This is a genomic window from Dielma fastidiosa (assembly GCF_000313565.1).
Lineage (GTDB): Bacteria > Bacillota_I > Bacilli_A > Erysipelotrichales > Erysipelotrichaceae > Dielma > Dielma fastidiosa.
This window is the reverse complement of the sequence record NZ_HE578928.1, coordinates 55,186-79,167: the sequence shown is the minus strand read 5'-3', so window position 1 is coordinate 79,167 and position 23,982 is coordinate 55,186. Positions and strand designations below refer to the sequence as shown.

Annotated in this window: 18 protein-coding genes; 11 read left to right on the top strand and 7 right to left on the bottom strand. The window is 39.7% G+C overall.

The window, feature by feature from the left end; all coding sequences use genetic code 11:
* Positions 1 to 52: 52 nt before the first annotated feature.
* The 7 genes from DAHG_RS12260 to DAHG_RS12230 all read right to left on the bottom strand — a co-directional run bounded on the left by DAHG_RS12260 (position 53) and on the right by DAHG_RS12230 (position 7,666).
* Positions 53 to 550, bottom strand: a complete 498-nt coding sequence (locus tag DAHG_RS12260; protein ID WP_002345010.1) for an antirestriction protein ArdA — start codon at positions 548 to 550, stop codon at positions 53 to 55.
* A gap of 446 nt (positions 551 to 996) precedes the next feature.
* Complete coding sequence (gene ltrA / locus DAHG_RS12255; RefSeq protein WP_003436850.1) at positions 997 to 2,907, bottom strand: group II intron reverse transcriptase/maturase; 1,911 nt, start codon at positions 2,905 to 2,907, stop codon at positions 997 to 999.
* Positions 2,908 to 3,690: 783 nt separating this feature from the next.
* Entirely contained in the window at positions 3,691 to 4,896 is a 1,206-nt protein-coding gene (mobT, locus tag DAHG_RS12250) for a MobT family relaxase (protein WP_022938649.1), read from the bottom strand.
* A gap of 176 nt (positions 4,897 to 5,072) precedes the next feature.
* Positions 5,073 to 5,510 (bottom strand): hypothetical protein, encoded by a 438-nt coding sequence (locus DAHG_RS19560; RefSeq protein ID WP_015646595.1) that lies wholly within the window; start codon positions 5,508 to 5,510, stop codon positions 5,073 to 5,075.
* Positions 5,511 to 5,515: 5 nt separating this feature from the next.
* Entirely contained in the window at positions 5,516 to 6,910 is a 1,395-nt protein-coding gene (locus tag DAHG_RS12240; RefSeq protein WP_015646594.1) for an FtsK/SpoIIIE domain-containing protein, read from the bottom strand.
* A gap of 39 nt (positions 6,911 to 6,949) precedes the next feature.
* Complete coding sequence (locus DAHG_RS12235) at positions 6,950 to 7,336, bottom strand: YdcP family protein (protein ID WP_026880965.1); 387 nt, start codon at positions 7,334 to 7,336, stop codon at positions 6,950 to 6,952.
* 15 nt (positions 7,337 to 7,351) lie between these two features.
* Positions 7,352 to 7,666 carry a YdcP family protein gene (locus DAHG_RS12230; RefSeq protein WP_000420680.1) on the bottom strand — a complete coding sequence of 105 codons (315 nt, stop codon included), beginning with the start codon at positions 7,664 to 7,666 and terminating at the stop codon, positions 7,352 to 7,354.
* A gap of 367 nt (positions 7,667 to 8,033) precedes the next feature.
* Between DAHG_RS12230 and DAHG_RS12225 the strand changes: the two genes are divergently transcribed.
* The 11 genes from DAHG_RS12225 to DAHG_RS12175 all read left to right on the top strand — a co-directional run bounded on the left by DAHG_RS12225 (position 8,034) and on the right by DAHG_RS12175 (position 23,939).
* Positions 8,034 to 9,785, top strand: coding sequence for a hypothetical protein (locus tag DAHG_RS12225; RefSeq protein WP_022938647.1), 1,752 nt, complete (start codon positions 8,034 to 8,036; stop codon positions 9,783 to 9,785).
* Positions 9,782 to 11,410, top strand: a complete 1,629-nt coding sequence (locus tag DAHG_RS12220; protein ID WP_022938646.1) for a hypothetical protein — start codon at positions 9,782 to 9,784, stop codon at positions 11,408 to 11,410. The genes DAHG_RS12225 and DAHG_RS12220 overlap by 4 nt, the downstream gene beginning before the upstream one ends.
* A 37-nt stretch (positions 11,411 to 11,447) precedes the next feature.
* Positions 11,448 to 13,202 (top strand): hypothetical protein, encoded by a 1,755-nt coding sequence (locus tag DAHG_RS12215; protein WP_022938645.1) that lies wholly within the window; start codon positions 11,448 to 11,450, stop codon positions 13,200 to 13,202.
* Positions 13,199 to 14,884, top strand: a complete 1,686-nt coding sequence (locus tag DAHG_RS12210; protein ID WP_022938644.1) for a hypothetical protein — start codon at positions 13,199 to 13,201, stop codon at positions 14,882 to 14,884. Before DAHG_RS12215 ends, DAHG_RS12210 begins: the two co-directional genes overlap by 4 nt.
* Positions 14,885 to 15,072: 188 nt before the next feature.
* Complete coding sequence (gene secA / locus DAHG_RS12205) at positions 15,073 to 17,418, top strand: preprotein translocase subunit SecA (protein WP_022938643.1); 2,346 nt, start codon at positions 15,073 to 15,075, stop codon at positions 17,416 to 17,418.
* A protein-coding gene (gene prfB, locus DAHG_RS12200) for a peptide chain release factor 2 (protein WP_110370589.1) occupies positions 17,418 to 18,519 on the top strand; the annotation gives its coding sequence in 2 pieces (ribosomal slippage) (positions 17,418 to 17,477 and positions 17,479 to 18,519; 1,101 coding nt in all). The genes secA and prfB overlap by 1 nt, the downstream gene beginning before the upstream one ends.
* Positions 18,520 to 18,552: 33 nt before the next feature.
* The gene (locus DAHG_RS19555) at positions 18,553 to 19,437 is read left to right on the top strand and encodes a YitT family protein (RefSeq protein WP_022938641.1); all 885 of its coding nucleotides are present in this window, start codon (positions 18,553 to 18,555) and stop codon (positions 19,435 to 19,437) included.
* Between the two features lie 84 nt (positions 19,438 to 19,521).
* The gene (ftsE, locus tag DAHG_RS12190) at positions 19,522 to 20,205 is read left to right on the top strand and encodes a cell division ATP-binding protein FtsE (protein ID WP_022938640.1); all 684 of its coding nucleotides are present in this window, start codon (positions 19,522 to 19,524) and stop codon (positions 20,203 to 20,205) included.
* Positions 20,202 to 21,122: a permease-like cell division protein FtsX gene (ftsX, locus tag DAHG_RS12185; RefSeq protein ID WP_022938639.1), complete on the top strand. Its 921-nt coding sequence runs from the start codon at positions 20,202 to 20,204 to the stop codon at positions 21,120 to 21,122. The genes ftsE and ftsX overlap by 4 nt, the downstream gene beginning before the upstream one ends.
* Positions 21,119 to 22,504 (top strand): murein hydrolase activator EnvC family protein, encoded by a 1,386-nt coding sequence (locus DAHG_RS12180; RefSeq protein ID WP_022938638.1) that lies wholly within the window; start codon positions 21,119 to 21,121, stop codon positions 22,502 to 22,504. The genes ftsX and DAHG_RS12180 overlap by 4 nt, the downstream gene beginning before the upstream one ends.
* A 178-nt stretch (positions 22,505 to 22,682) precedes the next feature.
* Positions 22,683 to 23,939 (top strand): aminoacyltransferase, encoded by a 1,257-nt coding sequence (locus DAHG_RS12175; protein ID WP_022938637.1) that lies wholly within the window; start codon positions 22,683 to 22,685, stop codon positions 23,937 to 23,939.
* The last annotated feature ends 43 nt before the right edge of the window (positions 23,940 to 23,982 follow it).

Below are 23,982 nucleotides of genomic sequence, written 5' to 3'. Positions count from 1 at the left end.
TTTGACTACCCCGTAAACAAGAAAATCTGCCAGTAAGAATGTACCGACAGATTTAATAGACGATTTCAAAAATCCCGTGATTGGTTGAGATAAACGTTCCCGAAAGGTCTAAATCCCGACCATAGGATTCATAATCAATATAGTTTTGAAGACTGGCTGGCACTTCGCCTAAAGCACCCGTTTCTTCAATGTAGTAGCGTGCCACGTCAGACATATCATCACAATCGGAATGAATGATAATATCTTCTTGATGTTCGCTTAATTCTTCAATACTTGAAAAATGAGTGAGCAGAGCAGATAGCTCCGATTGTAGTTCTTCTGGCAACTCCGATACCATTTCCCATAGGCGATTGAGTTCGCTAATAGAAGTGTATTCGTCAACCGTAAAGGGTAACTCGTAATCATGAATGGCGTATTCCTCATATTCATCATTCAAGCCGATTTTCTCTTTGACTTCCTCAAAATCAATGGGAAAGGTAAACCATGCACCAACTAATTCGCCCTCATTGTATTTGCCTAAATTGGCAATGTAGACTTGCATATCGTCCATGTATTCACACGTCCTTTCTTTATAGAGATTCAAAAATCCCTACCGCACTTCGTTTGGTGTACCATTCTTTTGCGGAACATAAGAAAACCACTTATATTCCACAAAATAACGGTTTAATTTAAGCACCAATAATGCGATTGAATAGCTCTAGTAAAATGTCTTTTACTCCAGCAGCGTTGAAGACTAAGCCTACCGCAATAATCGCAATAATGAGAAAGCCAATGAGTTTACTGAACTCACGCTTGAAGCCAAGATACAAGCCAATCACAACGATTGCTAAAAGTACCAGTGATTGAGCGTTTGATAGAAACCAGTTATATATGGATAGGTAAGTTCCTGATATTATAAATATCTCAAACTTTTCCCCCCATTCACACGGAGCGTGCGACTTTCACCGCACTCCGCGTTCCATCGTGTTTATATTGAAAAGTATTTATGTAGTAGACCTATATCAAGTTTAATTCTTGATTGCCAGCTAATACTCTATATTTATTTAGTCTTATGAGCTGGACTTTATTTAGTTTCAATAGAGCTATATATTTTTGTATTGTTTCTTCTGTTTTTGCGTGTATTAGACGATGTACCGCCTCTTTTACCAAAATAAGATTTTTATAATCGTCATTACCACCAGCCCTAGTTGGTACAATATGATGACAGTGTATTTCATTAGCTTGTTGAAATTCTTCCAGAGTTATAGCACATTTTCCATGTTGGGCAGAAAATAGCGAAATTCGATTGTCTGCGTATTCTATTGTGCGATTTTCCAAAGATAATTTCATCAACTGATACATCAGTAATTTATCAACACTTAGATTGGTATGGATAAATTTTCTTCCCTCTGGAGTATAGCAGTTTGCTGAATACACTTTTGCCATTGGTTTTCTGTGTTGGATATATCCAACAGGGAATATAGGTTCGCCCTCGCCAGCAACATATCGAAGCATTTTAGATTTACCATATCTTGTTGCTTCTTTTGTTGTAAGTTGTCTGCCTGTTTTTCTCAATCTGCCCTTTTTGCTTGCACCTAATCTGTTAGTGAAGATAGCCATTACAGCTCTATTAAGTTTCATACAATCCAGATTTACATTTGTTGCAATCTGATAATAATTTTGCATACCTAATACCATTGAATTATAAAGTCTTATTTCCTCTAATTCTGTTTTTCCCTTTGAGGGAGAAGCAATTTTCTTTGCCTGTGATACCAGCTTGTCTTTTTGGGTCTTGAATTGTTTATCACTTATATGTGATTTAACAACTAACTTCTTTCTTCTCGGTATCATTTTAATCTTGAAACCAAGAAAGTCGGAGTATCTTTTTCTAACATTTACAATTCTTGTTTTTTCTTGTGATACTTCCAATTTTAGTCGTTGCTCGATCCATTGAGTAATTGCTATTTTGGTTTTTTCAGCACTTTCTTTGTAGCGACAGAAAACTCTAAAATCATCTGCATAACGAACCATATACATTTCCTTTAACTTTGTTTTCTTCATTTCTTTGTAAGCGTTGCTTTTACATGGGCTACCGCTTTTATTGATATGAACCACATAGTTTTTTGTAACAGGATTTTCATGCCATTGACTTTCTACCCAATGGTCTAACTCATTAAGAACAATGTTGGCTAGTAGTGGGGATATAATTCCCCCCTGTGGAGTTCCTTTCTCTGGATATGTTATTGTGCCGTCAGGCATTTTAATTGGAGCTTTTAATATCCTTTTTAAAATGAATATCAAGTGCTTGTCCCGTATTCCCATAGCCCATATCTGTTTTATCAGTTTGGAATGGTTCACGTTGTCAAAGAAACCCTTAATATCAAATTCAATCACATAATGTAGCTGGCTGATTTGTAGGCGGTTATAGGTTGCTTTTATTGCATTTTCAACCGACCTATTAGGTCTGAAACCGTAGCTGTTTTCACTAAATTTAGCTTCGCAGATTGGTTCTAATACTTGTTTGATACATTGTTGTATAAGCCTGTCCCACATACAAGGAATGCCTAGAGGTCTGGTTTTCCCATTTGGTTTTGGTATTTCTTTTCGCCTTACTGGCTTAGGTCGATACCCGTGCGGAGTGCCTGCGACAATATATCTTACCTTTTTGACAACTGTTTCTGCTGGCAATTTGCCAATATCTTTAATTATTGTACCGTCTGTTCCTGCTGTCTTACTGCCTGCATTTGCTTTGATATTTCGATATGCCAGTAATATATTTTCTCTCGATAGGATAATATCCATAAGATGAGTGAAAATATCTCCATTCTTACTTTTGGCATATAAATCATCAAAGGTGTTTTGCATTTCGTAATATTCAGCGTGTCTTAAATCTTCTACACACAATGTTTCATTTTTATTTTTAGGCATAAGGCTTCACTCCTTTGCTTGAAATTGAGTGAGCTTTTTTATCTTACTCGTAATCCTTATTAAAGCAACATAATACTTTTCTAATATATACACGACTTGAGGGTATTCCTCCATTCCCATTACAAGAATTTCTTAGGTTCGCCCTCTGCTTTTCAGCATTGGTTCAACTGCTTATTGTTCTTCGTCAGCTTATTCTCTTGATGAGAACCCAATACCTTTCCTCGTTCCGATAATCTTATCTATACATATATATCCTTAGGTCACTAGCTATAAGCCTGCTGGCTTGATACCGCCTGTAACGGTATATGGCATTTCATAACCTATATTCTTACTTTGCCACACCAGCTACGATTTCTCGTACCTTTGCATTTCTACAAAGTACAAATTTAGACCCGTACATTCGCTGTTTCGTCAGTCCCTTGTGGAACATTCTAACCATAGATATTTTATAGACCCCCGACCTGTTGGATACGCTACCCACCTCTGGATAGTTTTCGATAGAAGATATATGTTCATCAACTATTACGGTATCTTTCAGCCGTCTTTACCGAGCTTCAAACATTCTGAGTTTCCTCATTCAATGCTTGTCGGAGGCTCAGGGCAGGCGTTTCAGAGCGTTACTTCATCATTCCACCTGTCAGATTATCAGTTCTCCTAATAATCAAACTTTTTCGTTCTTTTATTAGTGCCTTAGCTTTTCACTAAGGAACGAGTCGCACAAAGGTTTTGTCCAAAATTCATAAAAATGTTCTCCTCTCTATATTCAATGAATTTGTGTTTAGGTTATTTCTTTGTCGTTATCACGTCCTTATCTTTTGCCGACTGTTGCTTCAAAATCTGCTCATGCCGGTCTGTCAGTTTCGCATGGTCGAGAATGTCTTTCACAACCTGCGTCTGGTTGATTTCATCAAGTTTAATCGCAACCTTTAAAGTGGGTGCGACTTGATGGGAAAGCCAGTTCAGCGTCCGCTGGAAAGAGTAAGGCTCTGGTTTTGTGGTTAGTTTTAATCGTTCACGGTTGTTCCCAATAAACCAAGCCCATTCTTCATTCAGCTTCCAATCAGAACGAGGTTTGGAATCGTCTTTATCTACAAAACGGATATACCGATTGATAATTTTAAAAGCAGTCTTTTCTGGATTGTCATAGACGAGTAAATCACGGAATGCATAATAGGCACGCTCATTTTTCAGCCGAATCTCAAAACGGTTTTTTACTTCTGCGTCTTCAATGGGAATATCATTTTTCTTGTACTGTTCATAGTCCTTTTCATAGATACAGAAATAAACTTCACTCTGTAATGAACCGATATAGAGGGTATTTCCCATACATTCCTTTTCATCTTTGCGTACCAGTTCGCCACTGCGATAGCTTTTGAAACTGCGGAAGACGGATATACATTCTTCCTGTCTGCATTTTTCAGTGAGTACAGGGATATTCAAAATCCCTGTCTTATCGTTAATGGCAAGGTCAAGGCGTTTCATCACACCGCCAGCCACCAAAGCGTCCATAAAGAACTCATACCAGCTTCTTTGTTGAGCCAGAAGATAGCTTTCAAATTGCCGACACCCACGACCTTTCAATTCCACCAGAACTCCTTTGTCCAGTTCGTGGGAGCAGAGAACGAATATATCGCCTAAAGCATAATGCTCTGAATAAGAATAGAAACCATAGTCCTCATGAAGAAAATAGGACAGTTTCAGTTGTAAGATGTTTTCGACCACATGCTGTACGTCCGTTGTGGGAAAGCGAATCCTTACATAATCAAAGAGCATTTCAAGGGGAGCGTCGGGATTGAAGCGTTCCAGAGCTTCAAAAAGAGATTGCTGTAAATCCTCTGATGGCTTGACTTTTCCTGTTTCAATATCGCTTAGATACTGCCTTGTAATACCAGTCGCAACCGCTAAACGATTTTGAGATAGTCCATAAGCCAAGCGTTTTTCTTTTAACTGCTGTAACCAAGTTTGTTCATTCAGTAAAAATCCCTCCAATCAAAAAGGCGTATGTCAACTTTTAAAGCCCATTTTACATACGCTGAAATTTTGTAAATCCCTTGTAACCAAAGGATTTTCTAATGTTTTTTTGACTGTTTCCTGTCGATTTGTACCCCCCTGTTAGATACGGGGGGTTAATGGGCAGGGCAAGCCCTGCCCGACAAAGCCAGAACTTACGGTTTAAGACCGTAAAACCTGCCTTTGTCGTCTGTATCTGCCTTTGATTCTCCCTGTATGCCAGTGTAAATCACTACCAAATCAACTTCTGGTCTTAAATATTCCTGTTCAATCACTTCTGATAGACCGTCCGTTTTGAATGAATTTCTATCAAAAAGCTGAAATTCATATAGAATATTTTTGCTGGTAATACTATGTCGCTTCTCTAACCTCATTCTGAATGTGAACGGTGGTTTCTTCACTTCACGGATAATTTCATCAATCAGCTTATCTATTCTGGAATAGAATCGTACTTTTGGATTGACGGTAAAATGCCTGTATCGGTCAATGATGTATTGTTCACAATCTACCGTGAATTGGTCTGTATTCAAGCAAAGACAAATGACAGATTTTTCAGTCGGTGTATGATATATCTCCAATCTTTTAATATCCATTACTTTTATTTCTCCATTTCTTGTTGTTCTGATGATGGCTTTTTTGTGTCCTGTCTGCTGTTGGATAACTTTTTAATTTCCTCTAAAAAGTCATGTCCTTTTGGTACAAGGGGAGTATAAAACTCTGATATGACACTTGTTCCTACATCAACATAGCCACGACCTTTGATTCGCTTTAAGAAGAAATCCTTTTGTACGTCACTGCCAAACATCATGCCATAGCCCATTTCAGACATACGACCTAAAGCCACTCTGAAATTAAACTGGTCACGGATTCCGTCGCCTAGATATTTTGCGTCTGGACGCTGACAAGCCAGTATTAGAAAGAAGCCAGCTTGACGACCTAACATGACAATCTGTTTCAACTTATTTATAACTGCGGTGTTTTCTTTTGTTCCCAGCATTTCCATGAAAGCGACATATTCATCAAAGATTAAGAAGTGTGCTGGAAGTCCTAAGTAAGCATAATTTTCGCCAGTCTTATAATTTTCCATCTGCTTCATTTCCTCACTGCGTTTTATCATTTCTTCATAGAATGTATCAATGCAGGAAAGCAAGTCTTCTTTTCTGTAGTGGACATTTGCCATCACAGAGCCTAAATCGGCTAAGTCTGCATTTTTCGGGTCTAAGATATACAGCTTAGAATCTGTATGAAGCAAGGCTTCAATCAGTGTCAGGATAAAGTAGGTCTTACCGCCACCTGTACCACCAGCTATGAGCATGTGAGGCAGATTGTCATATTCCCACCACATATTTTTCATTAAGCAAAGTTTCCCATCATGAGCTTGTACTTCATCAATAGAAATACGACGGGCTATCATATCATAGAGCAAGGTATATTCCACGTAGGAATCCTTTAACTCTTTATCCGTCAGCTCACAGTACAAGCCACTTTCTAATTTCTTTTCCAAGTGTAGGAGCTGGTCTTGATATTTCCCCAGAGTGATTTCCACTTGTATCTGTATTAAGCCATTTTTAAGGCGATAATAGATTTTAGGGAAGTAGGTTATCTTTTCTTTGGTACGACTGGGGGAATCCTTGAAGAAGCCATCTGTTTTGACCTGTTCTGATTCATACCACTTATTTTCAAGAACCATCTTCGCCAGCTTTTGACGGTGGTAGAGTTGTTTAATCGTATCATAGCGATACCGTTTGAATAGAAACGCCACCAGCAAGCAGACAAGAATTGCGACACTGAAACTGATACTTAAATACGGAATGTCAATCTTATCTGCTTGTGATAGGTTAAAGTCCTGCCAGTTGACCTGCTGGATTGTCTTCACATGAAACAGTCCGACAACAAGCAGTAAAATAGGCAGTAAGGACGCTACTGTAAAATGAAAGACTAAATCTTTGTCACTCGGACGAATCCTTTTACCACGAAAGACACGCTGTTTCATGTTTGATTTTCTCCTTTCTCTCTAATGGAAGATACGTGGCTATTTGTCCGTAGCAGGTTCTTTCTTAGGTGGCTGTTGATTTCTAAAGGAATTAGAATCCTTTGTCAGCACAATATCGTCTGCCTTGATGTACCAGTCAACATCTGCTCCTTGAAAGGTAGCAGTAGCGACAGTATCCGTAATGGGATTGATAAGTTCCACCCGTGCGTTATATTCAAACTCTTTCAAAGGCACGCTGGCAGGAATACTTACTTGAATCATGCGTCCTTGCCCTTTGGATTTTAAGTCATAGGTACGTTCTTTGATTTCCTCTGAAACCGTACCGTCTTCATTTTGGATTCTCACTTCACGACGTAGAGCAGAGAATTTTAATTCTCCAAAAGTCGTGTCTTTATCTAATACGATACCATTTGCTAATCTCATCATTTTTCCTCTCTTTCTTTATTCTTTTACCATGTCGTCAGCATGTAAAAGGTAATTTGTAAAACCACGAGTGCCGATTTTATAGCCCTCGGCGGTAATACGTGGATTGACTAACTTAACACGTTCCTCAAAGCCGAAATGTTTTTCGCCAGCTTCAGCAGGAAGTACGACCACAATATCATCTGCTCTTTGAACGTCTGAATAGAGATTATAGCTTCGAGATAAGACGGTTAGATGTCCGTTGATTCTTCGCTGTACGACTTTATCCTCGCCAGCAAATTCTAAATTGCCGAATGTTTTTTCCATCTTGGGAATCACAAATTTAAGTTCCATATTTTTACCTATCCTTTCTTTTTTATGGTTGAATGAATCTCGTTTGTTTGATGGTCTTTCACGGTGGGGAGCGACCTTTATTCTCTTGTTTTTCTATTTTCGTAGTATCACGTCCTTTCAAATCGGGTAAAAAAATAGACACCTCATTTTTGAAGTGTCCACCTTTTGCCTATTCAATTTTTATTGGAAGTATCTTTGTTTCTTCACTTTTCAAGGGTAAATCGTCGTATCAAAGCTCATTCATAAGTAGTAAATTAGTAGTAAATTGATTGGTTTCGACCTTGATAAAGTGTGATAAGTCCAGTGTTTATACGGATAACTAGATTTTCATACTATTTTTAAGATAATAAAAAGAGAGGGAAACATTATGAAAAAAATAGGGGTTATTGGTTTAGCCCTGCTGCTTTGGGGATGTAGCAGCGATGTGGGTGAAAATGCGCATAATGAAGCAACTGACGATAATATAATTGCTACCAGCAGGATTTATCAGATTGAAGGCCGGCTGACAGATCTTTTTGTTGGCGAATTTTATCCGCTGCGATTAGAAGCTGTAAAGCAGGGTGAGTTGGAAAAAGTCGTGCTTGTTGAACCGGCCGGTGATTATGGTGCTGAAATTACAGTGACAGATCCACAAGAATTAGATAAAATCACTGCTTATTTTGATGGCATTGAGCTTACAGGGAATGAATCATCCTTGTTTCCAACCGATGAATATGCTGACTTTGAAATTACGCTGAAAGATAAAGAGCCGCTTTATTTTCGTATTTATGCTAACTATTTCTGTTCTCAGTTCAGCTGTGTTGAATTTACTTCCAGTCAATCACTTAATGAAATGCTGTCAACTCTCAAGGGTGAATATAAAAAAGTAAATAAGATACAAATATATGAATCGAATACAAGTGTTGAAACATGGGCAGATATTAAAGCAATAAAACCCAGCAATATCGAACCGGTAGCTGCAGAGTTAATTCGCGATATTTGGGTAGATGAAACCGACCCAATGCTGAAAGTATTAAGATTATCTTATTATATTCATGAAGACTTTGATCAGCTGGAAGATATTACTGATACCCAGCTTTTAACTGCCGGTTTGATCCAACAATCAGATAAATATGATTGCTATAATAATGTGGTAGACGTATGCGGTGATTTGTACACTGATAATCTGCTTTATTTTCCAGATGGTTTAGAAAGAATCCATCATTATGTACCTGATGTTTATTTGATTGTCCCTTATAACAATGTAAAGCAAAAGGGTGTCAGTATATTTGGCAGCCATTACGAGCTGCCGTCTTTTGAAGCAGGTACGATTGCTAGTCAAAGCTATCAAGCCTATATCAATTTCCCTGATAAATTATATTTCACCTATCATCTGCCTTATGAATTTTATCGGCATAATGAACAGACAGCTTATATTCTTGATCAAGCTTCTTCTGGAGATGAAACAGTCTATATTCTGGCGAAAGCTAAAGAAGCTTATTTGAATCAAGGTACTTTCATAGAGGGAATCAATGGTATTACCTACAAACTCGAAAACGAAGCATCCGCAGTTGATCTGATTCAAGCCCATGCTGATGATTTTGAGCAATGGCAATATGTACTGAAGCAGGAGGGCGATGATGTACGATTATTATCAGGTCATCGCATCAACGAGAAAGTCTATCAGCCATGGCAGGTCCAACCCGATAAGGAAACTTATTATATTGATGATACAGGTGCTTTAAAGGTTAATCTGGCAAGTACAGATGCTTCAATCTTTAATGAATGGTGTGCAAATCAGCTGGCATTTGATTATCAATTTAAACCGAATATTCATGATAACTTATTGAGTATTTGGATAAGCAGTGATACTTTTAATAGAAAATTTGCCGTAGTTTTTGATCTTGCGGCAGGTAATACATTAACGACTCTTGAGGTAGAAAAACAATTAGGCTTAAATCTCGAAAAGCTTGAAAAGGCTTATCAGTCAATTCCTAATTATAGCTATCGAGTATTGCAGTTAGAAGATTATGAAACTTTGAACTTCAATACAACAAAGTTCTTCATTAACAGTAAAGGTAAAATGGCATACGATGATGGTAATGATATCATCCTCTTTGAATGGGAGGAAGTAAGATGAAAAAAATCGTTCTGGCATTGGCTTGTTTGATGCTTTCCGGCTGTACGGCACAAGCGCCGGATGAAGAAAAACCAGCGGAAATTGTTTATGCAGCCGCTCGATATTGTGATGATGAAGCATGTTTTAAAAAAACATGGATGCGGTATGATGAAGATGCCATCAATGCAATTCAGACGTTTCTTGATGAACTGCCTAACATAACGACAAGCACTTATGGCCAAGATGAAGCGGCTAAATTAGTGATGATCGATGATCATGGTTATCAGCATGTTTATCGGGAAACAGTGGAACATAATCCAGGCGGAGACAGCTACACATTAAACTATCAGGGTCAGCGGATATCGTTTCAATTAACCGAAGATCAACGTTTAAGTACATTTCTGCAGGGATTAGAGGGTATATCGGATAATGTAGTAATGGGTTATGAGCAATTACCGCTTGGATCATTCTTTGTGAGCAGTTATCAAAACAATTCTCTGGATTGGAGATATGCTTTAGGTAAAAAAGGTCTTGAGTTGTTATTTTATATTAATGAAAGCTTCACAGATGTAAATCAGATAAAAGATCAGAGTCTGCTTTTATCCGGTCTTTTGAAACAGATACCGTCGCAATCTGAAATGTCCTATGTTTTAAATGACAGGCTGCTTATAATTAATGCGGTCATGGATCAAACCAGTGTTGAAGCCATGGGTAATAGCTTGATTAAAAATTACCAATTGCCTGAGTTAAATTCATTTCAGGTTAATGCCATTGACAATACTCATTTTTATTATGATGCGGATAACCATCAATTTTTAATTGATAACCGCAATTATTCAAGAGCCGGTGTTGATTGGCTGCTGATGCCTATTTATGAAGAGGGCGATAAGGTTAGAGTTGCCAGATTTAAAGTGTATCGCAAAGAAACTCAATATGGAACCTGCTTTGAAATAATTCTTAATCACACATATAGTGAAAGAGTATATAATTTTGAAAGCTTATATGAACAGCTAGTGATGCATTTAGATCAGGTTGATTTATTTGATGCAGTTACGGATAGTGAGGGCAGATTGACCAGTGTAGAAGTAATACAATTAGCTGAGCCTATAAATAATACGCCTATCACAATGGATTCATTTATGAATGCTGAAACTGGCGATTGTAATCTTTATACATTAAATGCTCAATCGGCTGATGCGATGATTTATAATGATTTCATTCAACAAAATTTCTCGAATAATCGAAATGTGCGCTCATACCTCTATGAAACAGATGATTTTATTGAAGTGGAAATCTTTAACGATGCCTATCAGCTGCCTGATCATTATAAAATCTTTTTTGATAAGGCGAGCGGCCAATTGATGAGTGACGGTATGATTAATCAGCAATATTATGAGGGGCAATTAACTGAAAAGGTACTTGACCAGTTAAAGAAGCAAGGACTGCAGGCTTGTCCGTTGAGTTATATGGAAGGACTAGATGTTGAACGCTGCTATGTGGAACCGGCTATTGATGAAGCAGCCGCACCATTCAACTTCGCAGTTCCGTATTCTAAATTAATGATTAATGATAAACATCAGTTAGTTGTGCCGGTAACGATTAAATCAAAAGGCAGTTATCAAGAAACTTTAAAGATTATTCCATAAATATTGATAATGAATTAATGAAAAGAGAGGTGAGATTATGAAAAGGTTAGGGATTATTGGTTTAGCCTTGCTGCTTTGGGGATGCGGCAGCGTCAGAGAAAATGAGATTTCCCAATCCAATGAAATGAGTATAAGCTCAATTTATCTGCATCAGGGAGAACTCCATAATTTATCTGTTAAGGTTTTTTATCCGCTGCGTTTAACGGCCGTGAATGAGGGTGAAATTGAAAAGGCTGTTTTAGTTAAAGGCAATCAGGATGAAGCTGTCGAAATTACGGTGAGTGATCAAGCAGAGCTGGATAAGATTGCTGATTATTTTAAAACAATTAAAATTGGTGAAGATACAACGAGTTTAGGTCCAGGTACCTGGTATGATTTTGAAATCACACTTAAAGGTAAGGAACCTTTGTATTTTAGGTTTAATCGTATTGGTTTATGTACAGGACAATGTGTATATACAGATCAATTTGCGCAGCTTGAAGCTTTAGCGGCGAATCTTAAGGGTGAAGAGAAAGCTGTGAAGGGAATGCCTGTTGATGCTTATTTCACGCAAGTTTTAAGCTGGACAGATGTAATGCCTGTTATTCCTAATTATTATGCAGCTTCACCTAAAAGTGAAGATTCCATCATTATTGATTCATGGGCTGAAATAAAGAATCCAAAGCACCAGCTTTTAAGGATCGCCAATTATATTGATGAAGATTTTGAATCAGTTGCCGATATTACGGATACAAAAACATTGACCGCCGGCCTAATTCAACAGGCAGAGAAGTATGACTGTTTTGAAGAACCTGAAAATGTATGCCGCAATCGTGAAAATAATGATCTGCTTTATTTCCCAGCGGGTAAACCGGGATCATTTAATGTGCATCCGGATGTCTATAAGGCGGTGCCATACAGCAGTGTTGAACAGGCGGGGAAGGAAATATTCGGCGATGATTATACATTGCCTAATCTTGATGATGGATCATTGCTTTATCAAAGTATGCAGGGCTATGCGCATTCTGCTGCTGACAAGCTGTTCTTTTATCATCTTCCTTATGAGTATTGGTTACCAGTAACCCAGAATCTATTTATTATGGATGAACAGCAATCTGATAATCTAAGTACTTTTACATTTTATAAAGCAGCAAGCGGATACTGGCGCGGTGAGGATATGCCGCTTCCGCAGCTTCAGGGTAAGAATGGTTTTATTATTAAATATTCATTTGAAGATTCGGCCAGTGATTTAATCAATAAATATCAGGATCATTTTGAGGCATGGGAATATGTAATCATGCAGGAGGGAGATCATTATCGGCTGATTTCAGGCCGCTGTTTAAATCGAAGCGAACCGGCAGCTGTACAAGTTGATCCTGAAAAGCCTGATTATTATTTCGATGAACAGGGCTTGCTGAAGATTAATCTTGCCAGCCGGGATGCTGCTTATTTCAATGAATGGGTTGTGAATCAAAAAGATCAGGGCAATGTTTATAAAGTCAATGTCCATGATGGCTTGCTGAGTGTTTGGATTGAGGGAGTGGATAATAATGCGGTAGTATTTGATGTTGCCGATGGGAAAACATTAACAACTACTCAGCTGATTCAAAAACTAAAGGTTGATCCTGATCGTATTGTTTCCGCAATCAAGGCAATGCCAGAGTATAGTTCTTATATCGTTGATTTAGATGATGTGAGTGATAAAATTGGTGAATTTAAGACTTCCAAGCTCTTTATCAACAGTCAGGGACTGCTGGCCTATGACTTTAATTATTTTGGCATTATCCTGTTTGAATGGGGGGAAGTGCGATGAAAAAACAATTATGCTGGATACTGGCAGTTCTGCTTTGCGGCTGTTCAACGGGTTTGAAAACTGATGAGAATAAAGCAAATATCGTTTATGCGGCAGCTGAATATTGTGCTGATGATGAATGCAGTGAAAAAGTCAGAGTTAAATACAATGATTCTGAAATCAAGAAATTAGAAGCTTATCTGGATGCGCTGCCAGTGATGAGTGATGCCAAGCAAAGTGGGAATATTATTGCGAAACTTGTCATGCAGGATGATGAGGGGATGCAGTATACAATCACAGAGGATTCACGAACTAAGCCTGACGGAATTGGCTATTATTTGAATGATTTAAGCCAGGAAAGGTCGCTGCCGGTAAGCAAGGAACCAAGTCTGCTGAAGCAGCTGCGGGCATTGGCGGGAGAGCTGCTTGCCAAAGATGAGACGCTGGGCTATGAGCTGAAAGATGATTACTTCGTGGTTAGTTACAGTGATCAATATGTTACCCGAACAGCTCCGGGCGGTCAGCCATATTTCGAAGAAAATGTTCTGCGTGGTGATCCTGTCTATTTCCTTTTGTTTTTTATTGATGAAAGCTTTACCGAATATACGCAGATAAAAGATCAAAGGCGGCTGCTGACGGGCTTGCTGAATCAATTGGAATTTGCTGATAACTATACGCCGAATATCATGCCGTATGGCGACAGTCTGCTTTATTCGGCAGAAAGCATCGGCAGTGATTTGGTTTTGAATAAAGGCAATGAATTGATCAGTGGCTTTACACTGCCGCCGCTGACCACTTCCATGCTGGGAGTGAGCGGCTATGCACACTATTACTATGATCAGGGCAGCGATCAGTATCTGAAACAAATAGCAAAGGATACGATGCCGGCTTCAATTTTAGATACCCTCTTTGTACCCATTCAAATCGATGGAAATCGTGTTCGGTTGGCAAAGGTAAAGGTGCAGAATTTCATGTTCAGTCATGCCAACTATATTCAGAGCTTTCAGCCAATCATTGAGGGTGTACCTGTTCAATTGCTATTTAACTATGAGTCATTATTTGATACAGTCGTCAATCATCTTGATAAATTAGCGATTTATGATGTGGAATTAGACGATCAGCAGCGGCTGAAGTCGGTTGAGATCATCAGGCAACCGCCGGCTCATGATGAACTGCCGATCCAAGCCAGTGACTTCATATTGAATGAAAATGGCGACAACAGCATCTATACTTATCGTTCGATCTCTGAAACTGCGAGAGTCTATAACGTGGTAATGGGCAGTTTGAATTATCAAATCATACAATCTGCGCTCGTTGATGGGGAATCGTTCATTGAAATCAGACTTCGTTACGGATATGAAAATCAAGTTTCTGAAAAGCATATCCTAATAGATAAGTCAGATGGCAGCATCCTTGATGATGGCTTATTAAATGAACGATATTTTAAGGGTCAGCTTGCTTCTCAGCTTGAAAAGCAGCTTGCCGATCAGAGCATTGAAGCGTGTGCCTTGGCTTATGCTGATAATCTCAATACAGCGCGCTGTTATGTCAAGCCAATTATCGCGGATACTTATGATCCTAATCAGAATCATCTTGTATTCAGCAGCTTTGCGCTTGATGAGCAAGGGAAGCTTTATCTGCCAATCATGATTCGTGAATACGGTGCAGCCGCTCAACCTATCAAGCTTTATCCGCAGCATTAAACAGGGGTAAGCGATATCATTTTTTCAATTTTGTCAATTTTTATCAGAAATTAAAATTATTTGTGTACTTTAAGCGGGTTTGAAGCAGCGGAGAATGAAAAAAACTCCGCTTTTTATTGGCTTTTCTGAATATTTCAAGTATAATAAACTATGGTATCCTTATGAGTATTCTATGGAGGTAAGAGAGAATGGCGAATTTTTTTGAACGATTATTTAGTGAAGAAGCAAGGTTATTAAAAAAATATGAAGCAAAAGCGCAGGAAGTTGATGCGTTAAAAGATAAAATGGCAGCCTTGAATGACGGTGAATTACAGGATAAGACTGTGGAATTCAGAGCCCGTCTGAAAAAGGGTGAAACTTTGGATGATTTGCTTCCGGAAGCATTTGCGGTTATCCGTGAAGCTGCGAAACGTGTTATTGGTGAATTCCCGTACATGGTTCAGATCATTGGTTCAATCGTTATGCATAATGGCGATATTGCGGAAATGAAGACAGGTGAAGGTAAAACATTAACTTCAATCATGTGTACATATCTGAATGCTCTGTCAGGAGAAGGTGTTCATGTCGTAACTGTCAATGAATATCTGGCATCCCGTGATGCCCGCTGGATGGGACAGATTTTTGAATTCTTAGGTTTGAGTGTCGGCGTCAATGCCCGTGAATTAACACCGGATCAAAAACGTGCGGCTTATGCCTGTGACATTACTTATACAACCAATGCCGAATTAGGTTTTGATTATCTGCGTGACAACATGGTTACCAGAGTACAGGATCGTGTACTTCGCGGTCTGCACTTTGCGATGGTCGATGAAGTCGATTCAATCTTAGTCGATGAATCAAGAACACCGTTAATCATTTCCGGCGGTAAACGTCAAACAGCTAATTTATATAAACAAGCAGATATTTTTGCGAAAGCATTAGGACCTGATGATTATACGATTGATGCTCAGTCAAAGGCGATCCAGCTGACTGATTCAGGTGTTGACCGTGCAGAAAAAATGTTCAGCATCAAGAATCTTTATGATATTCAGCACACCCAGCTGGTACATCACATCCAGCAGGCATTAAAAGCTAACTATATCATGGGCAAGGATGTTGAGTATGTAGTTCAAGACAACGAAATCGTGATCGTTGACCAATTCACTGGCCGTATCATGAAAGGCCGTGCTTATTCAGATGGTCTGCATCAGGCAATTGAAGCTAAGGAAGGCGTAACAATTAAGGAAGAGACTTCTACATTGGCTACCATTACTTATCAGAACTTCTTCCGTTTATATGATAAACTGGCAGGTATGACAGGTACTGCTAAGACTGAGGAAGAAGAATTCTTAGATACATATAACATGCGGGTTATTTCAATTCCTACCAACCGTCCGGTTCAGCGTATTGATTATCCGGATGCTATCTTTGCGAATCAGAAATTAAAGTTTAACGCTTTAGTAAAAGAAGTTATCGCATGTCATGAAAAAGGTCAGCCGGTACTGGTTGGTACTATTTCTGTCGAAGTCAGTGAACAGCTGTCTGAAATGTTAAGAGAAATCGGTATCAAGCATGAAGTGTTAAATGCGAAGAACCATGCCCGTGAAGCGGAAATTATCGCGTTGGCAGGCCGTAAGGGTGCGGTTACGATTGCTACCAATATGGCAGGCCGTGGTACCGATATTAAAATTAACGATGAAGTGCGCGCGTTAGGCGGTTTAGCTGTATTAGGTTCAGAACGTCATGAATCACGCCGTATCGATAATCAGCTGCGCGGTCGTTCAGGCCGTCAGGGAGATCCTGGTTATTCTCGTTTCTATGTTTCTTTAAGAGATGAATTGATGGTTCGTTTCGGCGGTGAAAAGCTGGAAGGATTATTTGATAAATTAGGTGATGAACAAATTGAATCACCAATGGTAACCAAGGCGATTACTTCAGCTCAAAAGCGTGTTGAAGGACAGAACTTTGATATCCGTAAGAGCTTGCTGGAATATGATGATGTATTGCGTCAGCAGCGTGAAATCATGTATGAACAGCGTAATTATGTATTGGAAAATGAAGATGTTCATGCGATTGTCCGTGATATGTTTGACCGTGTAATCACTGCTACAATCAGAAATAATGCTGATCCTAAGCATGATAAGGTTAATGGTGAAGAAGCGGTTAAGGGTCTTGATGTGTTAGGCTGTCCGGAAGGCTTAATCAGTGCTTCAGAATTAGACGGCAAGAGTATTGATGAGGCGGCTACATTAGCGGCTGATAAAGCATGGAAAGCTTATAATGACAAGATTGAACCAGTAATGGAAGGCTATCTGCCATTTGAAAAGAATATTGTATTAAAAACGATGGACCGCAACTGGATCGATCATATCGATACAATGGATAAGTTAAGAAATGGTATTCATCTGCGTTCTTATGCTCAGACACAGCCGCTTCAGGCTTATGTTGAAGAGGGATATGCAATGTTTGAAGAAATGATGGAACAGATTGCCAGAGAGGTTGTCTTCTACGCTAATAAAATGAACATTCAGGTTCGGGAAAGAGCGCCAAGATAATGGAATTATTTGAAATTAAACAGGGAGTCGATAACTATTGCAGCAAGCTGCAGCAGTTAGGTGATTCACTTTGACTTACCTGCTAAAAAACAGACAATTAATGAATTAACCGCGGAAAGTGAAAGTGAGAATTTCTGGAATGATGCAAGGCATGCCCAGAGTATTATCAATAAACTGAATGCGCTGAAGGATGTTGTATCGGCATATGAAAAGCTGAATACGTCATTTGCTTCCATGGAAGAAACAGCAGCTATTTTAAAAAGTGAGATGGATGCTGAATTATTTGAACTTTTTGAGGAAGAATATCATGAAGCGGAGGACGCTTTTGAGAAGTTTGAGATGAAGGTTCTGCTGTCTCATGAATATGATCACTCAAGTGCTATCCTTGAACTGCATCCTGGTGCCGGCGGAACAGAAAGTCAGGACTGGGCAGAAATGCTTTATCGGATGTATTCACGCTGGGCGCAAAGCAAAGGCTATAAATGCACTGTGCTTGATTATCTGGATGGTGAAGAGGCTGGCCTGAAATCAGTATCCTTACTGATTGAGGGTGATTTGGCTTATGGCTATCTGAAAGCTGAAAAAGGTGTGCATCGCTTAGTCCGCATTTCACCTTTTGATTCTTCGGGAAGACGTCATACTTCATTTGCTTCCGTAGATATTATGCCGCAGTTCAATAACGAAATTGAAATTGAATTGAATCCCAATGACTTGATCGTTGATACGCACCGGGCTTCCGGCGCCGGCGGTCAGCATATCAATAAAACAGATTCGGCAGTCCGTATTACCCATAAGCCGACAGGTTTAACAGCAAGCTGTCAGGCCGGCCGTTCGCAGCATGAAAACCGTGAACAGGCGATGAATATTCTGAAATCGCGCATTTATCAGCAGATGATTGAGGAACAGGAAGCCAAGCTTGCAGATATTAAGGGTGAACAGAAGCGAATCGAATGGGGTTCTCAGATACGTTCCTATGTATTTCAGCCATACCGCATGGTAAAGGATCTGCGTACCGGATATGAAACGGGCAATGTCCAAGCTGTCATGGATGGTGATTTGGACGGGTTCATCTTCGCTTATTTGAAATCACAGATTAAGTAGACGCTTGTCTACTTTTTTTAAAGGAGGATTGCTATGAAATTAGATAAAAGTCATCTGTTTGATTATTTTCTTGTATTAGCTGGGAATTTTTTGGTAGCTTTCGCGGTTGCCGGTTTCATTTTACCTAATAATATTCTTTCCGGTGGCTTAGCCGGTATATCGGTGGCACTATACCCGGTCTTTCATATCGATCCGGAATTATTGATCACGGTGCTGACCTTTGGCTTCTTCCTTTTTGGTTCCGTAGTTCTTGGTAAGAGCTTTGCTGTCAAAACCGCCCTCTCAACAATCGCTTATCCCTTTTTTCTAAACATCATTACTTTATTTCTGGCAGATCGGCAGCTGACGGCCAATCCGATTCTTGCCAGTTTATACGGTGGTGTAGTGCTGGGCTTAGGCGTTGGTTTAGTATTCAGAACCGGAGCGTCTACCGGAGGTATGGATATCCCGCCGCTCATCGTGCATAAATATACAAATATTCCTTTAGGCACATTAGTGATGATTACCGATGGCTTGACTGTATTGCTGGGAATCGCGACACATTCTGTCGAGGCGGCGCTGATTGGTATCTTATCCGTCTGGTCATCATCCTATATGGTTGATAAGGCATTGAGTTTTGGCGGTCAGTCAACGAAGTCAATTTTTATAATCTCTGAGCATACAAAAGAAATTCTTGACATGATTCATACTGAATTAGACCGCGGCGCGACTATTTTAAAAGGTGTGGGCGGATATTCAGGTGAAGAAAAAGATGTGATTTTGGTTGTGATTATGAATAAACAGTATCCGATGCTGAATAAGCTGGTAATCAGTGCTGATCCTAATGCGTTTATGATCGTTGAAGATGCGAAAGAAGTTAAAGGCAACGGCTTTACGATGAATCTGGAGGAGAATCGCAACGGCCTCATTAAAAAGTAACAAATATTGGTATTCAGAGAGTTCTATTTTAATTTAAAATGGAACTCTCTTTGTGTTATAATGATACGTGAAGGATGTGAGATCTTGATTTATTTAGAAAACGTATCAAAATGTTACAAAAATGGAGTCAATGCTCTAGACAATATCAACTTACAAATTAACGATGGTGAATTCGTTTACATAATTGGTCCAACCGGATCAGGGAAATCAACTTTAATAAAATTGCTGGATGGTGAAGAAATACCGACGGCCGGTACAGTCAGCGTTGAAGGCATCGATGTCGGCAAGCTGAAGCATCGCCGGGTTCCGTATTACCGCCGTAATATCGGTGTAGTATTCCAGGATTTTCGTCTGCTTCCGCATATGACGATTTTTGAGAACGTCGCTTTTGCGCTTGAAGCTATTGGTAAAGATAAGGTCTCAATCCGCCGCCGGGTGCGCGAGGTTTTGGAACTGGTCGATTTAAGTGATAAGGCTAAATCATTTCCTAACCAATTATCCGGTGGTCAGCAGCAGCGTGCGACCATCGCCCGCGCGATTGCCAATAAACCAAAAGTATTGATTGCTGATGAACCAACCGGTAACCTAGACCCGGAGAAGTCTAACGAAATTCTTGAACTGTTGGAAAAAATCAACGTTGAAGAAGGTACGACGATTCTGATGGTGACTCATGATATAACCTTGGTTAATAAATATAAAAAACGCACGATTTCGCTGGAACAGGGAAATGTCAGTGCTGACAGTGCTAAGGGAGGTTATATCCGATGATTCAGTTTTTTAAGAGTATCCCTTACCATATCAAAGCGGCGTTTAAAAGTATTTTCAGACATTTGGCAATGTCGATTTCGGCAGCCAGTGCGGTCACAGTGACGCTTGTTTTAATGGCTTGTTTTTTGCTGGTTGCCGGCAATATCGGCAGTTTCACACATAATCTTGAAAACAGTGTAAAGATACATGTGAAGGTAGCACCGACGGTCAGTGAAGAAGCAGACATTCAAAATCTTGAGAGTCAGCTGAATACGATCGCTTATGTGAAGTCCGTTGAATTTTCAGATAAGAATGAAGAATTCGATTTATTTATGGAATATATCAAGAGTACCGGCGGCAGTGCCAGTTATTATGAACGCTATACCGGTGAGAATAATCCGCTGCGTAATGCGTTTATTATCGAGGTAACTGATCCGGAACAGATTGAAAACGTGCGTTTAGAAATATTAAAGCTGGACGGCATTGAAAGTGCTGAATATGGCGGTGCAAGTGCTAATCAGATGATTACGGCCTTTGATTCTATCCGTAACGGCGGTGCTATCTTTATTTTAGCGCTGAGTCTTTTGGCGATTTTCCTGATTTCTAATACGATTAAAATGACGATTTATGCCCGCAATGAAGAAATTGCTATTATGCGTAATGTCGGGGCAGCAAACTGGTTTATTAAGACACCATTTATGATTGAGGGTATGGTAATCGGCTTTATGGGGGCGGTTATTCCAGTTATCTTTACCTTTGTCGCTTATAACATGCTCTATAAATCATTAGGCGGTGTTTTCTTCACGGAAATGTTCCCGCTGCAGCCGCTGATGCCGTTTGGCGGTTATGTGTGCTTAGCGCTTGTTGGCTGCGGTATGGCTGTTGGTTTGATCGGCAGCTTCTTCTCTGTGAATAAATATTTGAGGTGGAAACGATGAAAAAAAACATGAAAATACTCATGCTGAGCGCCTCAATGTTTGTGATGACCTTAGTGCCATCAACGCTGAAGGCGGATGATTTCAGCGGTCAGGAGAGTTATTATATTGATTTTTGTTCAAGACCTTTACAGACTCAGGAGGATGCCGATACATGTAAGGCATTTAAGGCGTGGTATCGTGAACAGGCCGCTAATTATCAGGCGATTGCCGGTGAAATCGGTGAAAAAATCGCTGCTCTTGAGGGTGATATCAGTGCCGCTGGTCTTCAGGTTAAGGCTTATGAAACACAGATTGAAGATTTGAATAATCAGATTACGGCATTGGAAGCCAGCATCGCTGAAATAGAAAACAGTATCGTAGTGCTTGAGGAACAGATTGCCGAAAAGGAAGCGGATATTGAGGAACGTGACCGTCAAATCAAGGATGGCATGGTCAGCATGCAGTCTTATGTTGGCGTCAATGCGTATATTGATATTATCATGGGTGCCAGTGATCTGATTGATATGATTCGGCGCATTTCTGTATTGCAGGATATTACCGCCTATGAACAGGGTAATATTGAAGAATTGAATAAACAGATTGAACAGCTTAACTTTGATAAGAGTGAATTAGATCGTCTGAAGCAGGAAGCTATTGACCAGCAGGCATTGCTTGAGGATCAGAAGGAAAGCTTGCAGGCCGCTAAAGATGAGCTGCAGCGAGTTATTGATGAACTGCATGCGCAGCAGGCTATTTTAGAAGAAGAAAAGCGTACAAATGCTCAGGCAGGTTCAGATATCTTAAGTATTATTCCTAATTTAAGTGAAACCGTTATTGGCAATTATGAAGGCAGCAACGGCTTTATCGTACCTGTTTCAGGTTATACGATTTCCGCGGGTACTTGGGCTTATTATGGTACTAATACAGCTCACCTTGGTCTTGATTTTGCGGCATCAATCGGTACGCCGATCGTGGCACCGGCAAACTGTATTGTGGCCTATGCTAATAATCCGGCGCCTTCTAACGGCGGTTATTTAGGAAACTGGATTGGCTGGCCTTATGGCGGCGGCAATACGATTTCATTAATTGGAGAAGTAAATGGTACAACCTATATGTTCTCATTCTTCCATATGTCACAGCAGCCGTTCCCGGTTAAAGCGGGTGATCAGGTGAATGCCGGACAGGTAATTGGTGCGGTTGGACATTCCGGCAACTCAACGGGACCCCATTTACATTTTGAAATTGTTAATATGGGATCACAAAGTGTAGCTGATGTATATAACTGGTTCCAATCAACAGCTGACTTCTCAGGCGGCAGCGGCTGGAATACAAGCTCAGCTTGTTCTGCCCGCGGCTGGGCAGTGCCTTGCCGTGAACGTCCGGAAGATATGTTAGGCTTATAATGCAGCAAACCTGGTAAATATGCCAGGTTTTTTTATTGTGTTAAGCTTGCGGTAATTAGGCTGGCTTAATTTATCAAGGATTCTTACGCTTTTCTTATATTTACTTGTTCTGGCCTTGATTCATGAGTGAAAACAGCTTCTTTGTGGTATAATAGCTTAGACGAAATGAGGAATAGACATGCAATTTTGTGAATTAAATGAACAGGAATATACGGCTTTCGCAAAGCACCATCAATATGGCAGCTTCATGCAAAGTAAGGAAGCTTATGATATAAAAGCAGAAGGCGGCTGGGAAGGTGCTTATTTAGGCGTGAAAGAGAAGGATGAAATTATTGCGGCAACTCTATTGGTGTCAATGCCGGTGATGAAGAAATTCCGTTACTTTTATGCTCAGCGCGGTTTCCTTCTTGACTATAAGAATAAAGAATTATTAAAATATTTCCTGGGAAATATAAAAGATTACTGTCATGCGCGTAAGGGCCTTTATTTAAGGATTGATCCTTATGTCTGTTTGCAGGAGCGTGATATCAATGGGGATCTTGTTGAAGGCGGTTTTGATAATCATGACATTGTTCAAAATCTAATCGATATGGGCTGTCATTACTGCGGAGAAACAAAAGGCTTTAGGGATGATCAGCAGGTAAGATGGATGTTTGTCCTTGATTTAGAAGGTAAGGATGCGGATACAATCTTGAAAGAAATGGATCAGCAAACACGTTGGTCAATCAATAAGACGGTTAAGATGGGAATTGATGTGCGTTTTCTTTCTTATGATGAATTGCCGATTTTTAAGAAAATGATGGATCATACCAGTGAACGCCGGGGGTTTAAAGACCGTGAATTGGAATTTTATCAGCGGCAGATGCGCTGTTACGGTGAAGAAAACGTCAAAGTGCCGTATGCAGTTTTAGATTTGGATAAATATGAAGCAAACATGCAGGCAGATCTTGATAATCAGCTGAAAGAGAAAGCGGAAGTTGAAGAGATGCTGGTTAAACAGCCAAATTCTAAAAAGTTTAATAAACGTTTAAAGGTTGTCGATGAGGCGATTGAGATTGCGCAGCGCCGATTAAAAGAGGCCCAGGAGCTGAAAGCTAAAGAAGGTAATGAATTACCTTTGGCAACTGCCTTTTTTATCACGCTGAACGGTAATGAAATGATTTATCTGTCTAGTGGGGCTTATGATGAATATATGCGTTTTAACGGACCGTATGCGATTCAGTGGACGATGATTCAATATGCCTTGAACCATGGCTTTAAGCGTTATAATTTTTATGGTACAAGCGGTGATTTTAATAAAGAGGCTGACGATTATGGCGTTTATCTATTTAAAAAAGGATTTGGCGGTCATGTGGAGGAATTGGTGGGTGACTTTATTCTGCCGATCGATGCGATGATGTTTGCAATCTATAATCGTTTGAAAAAAATAGTCTGAGAGCAAATGCTCTCTCGTTTTAGTTTTATTGAGTTTGTGGTAA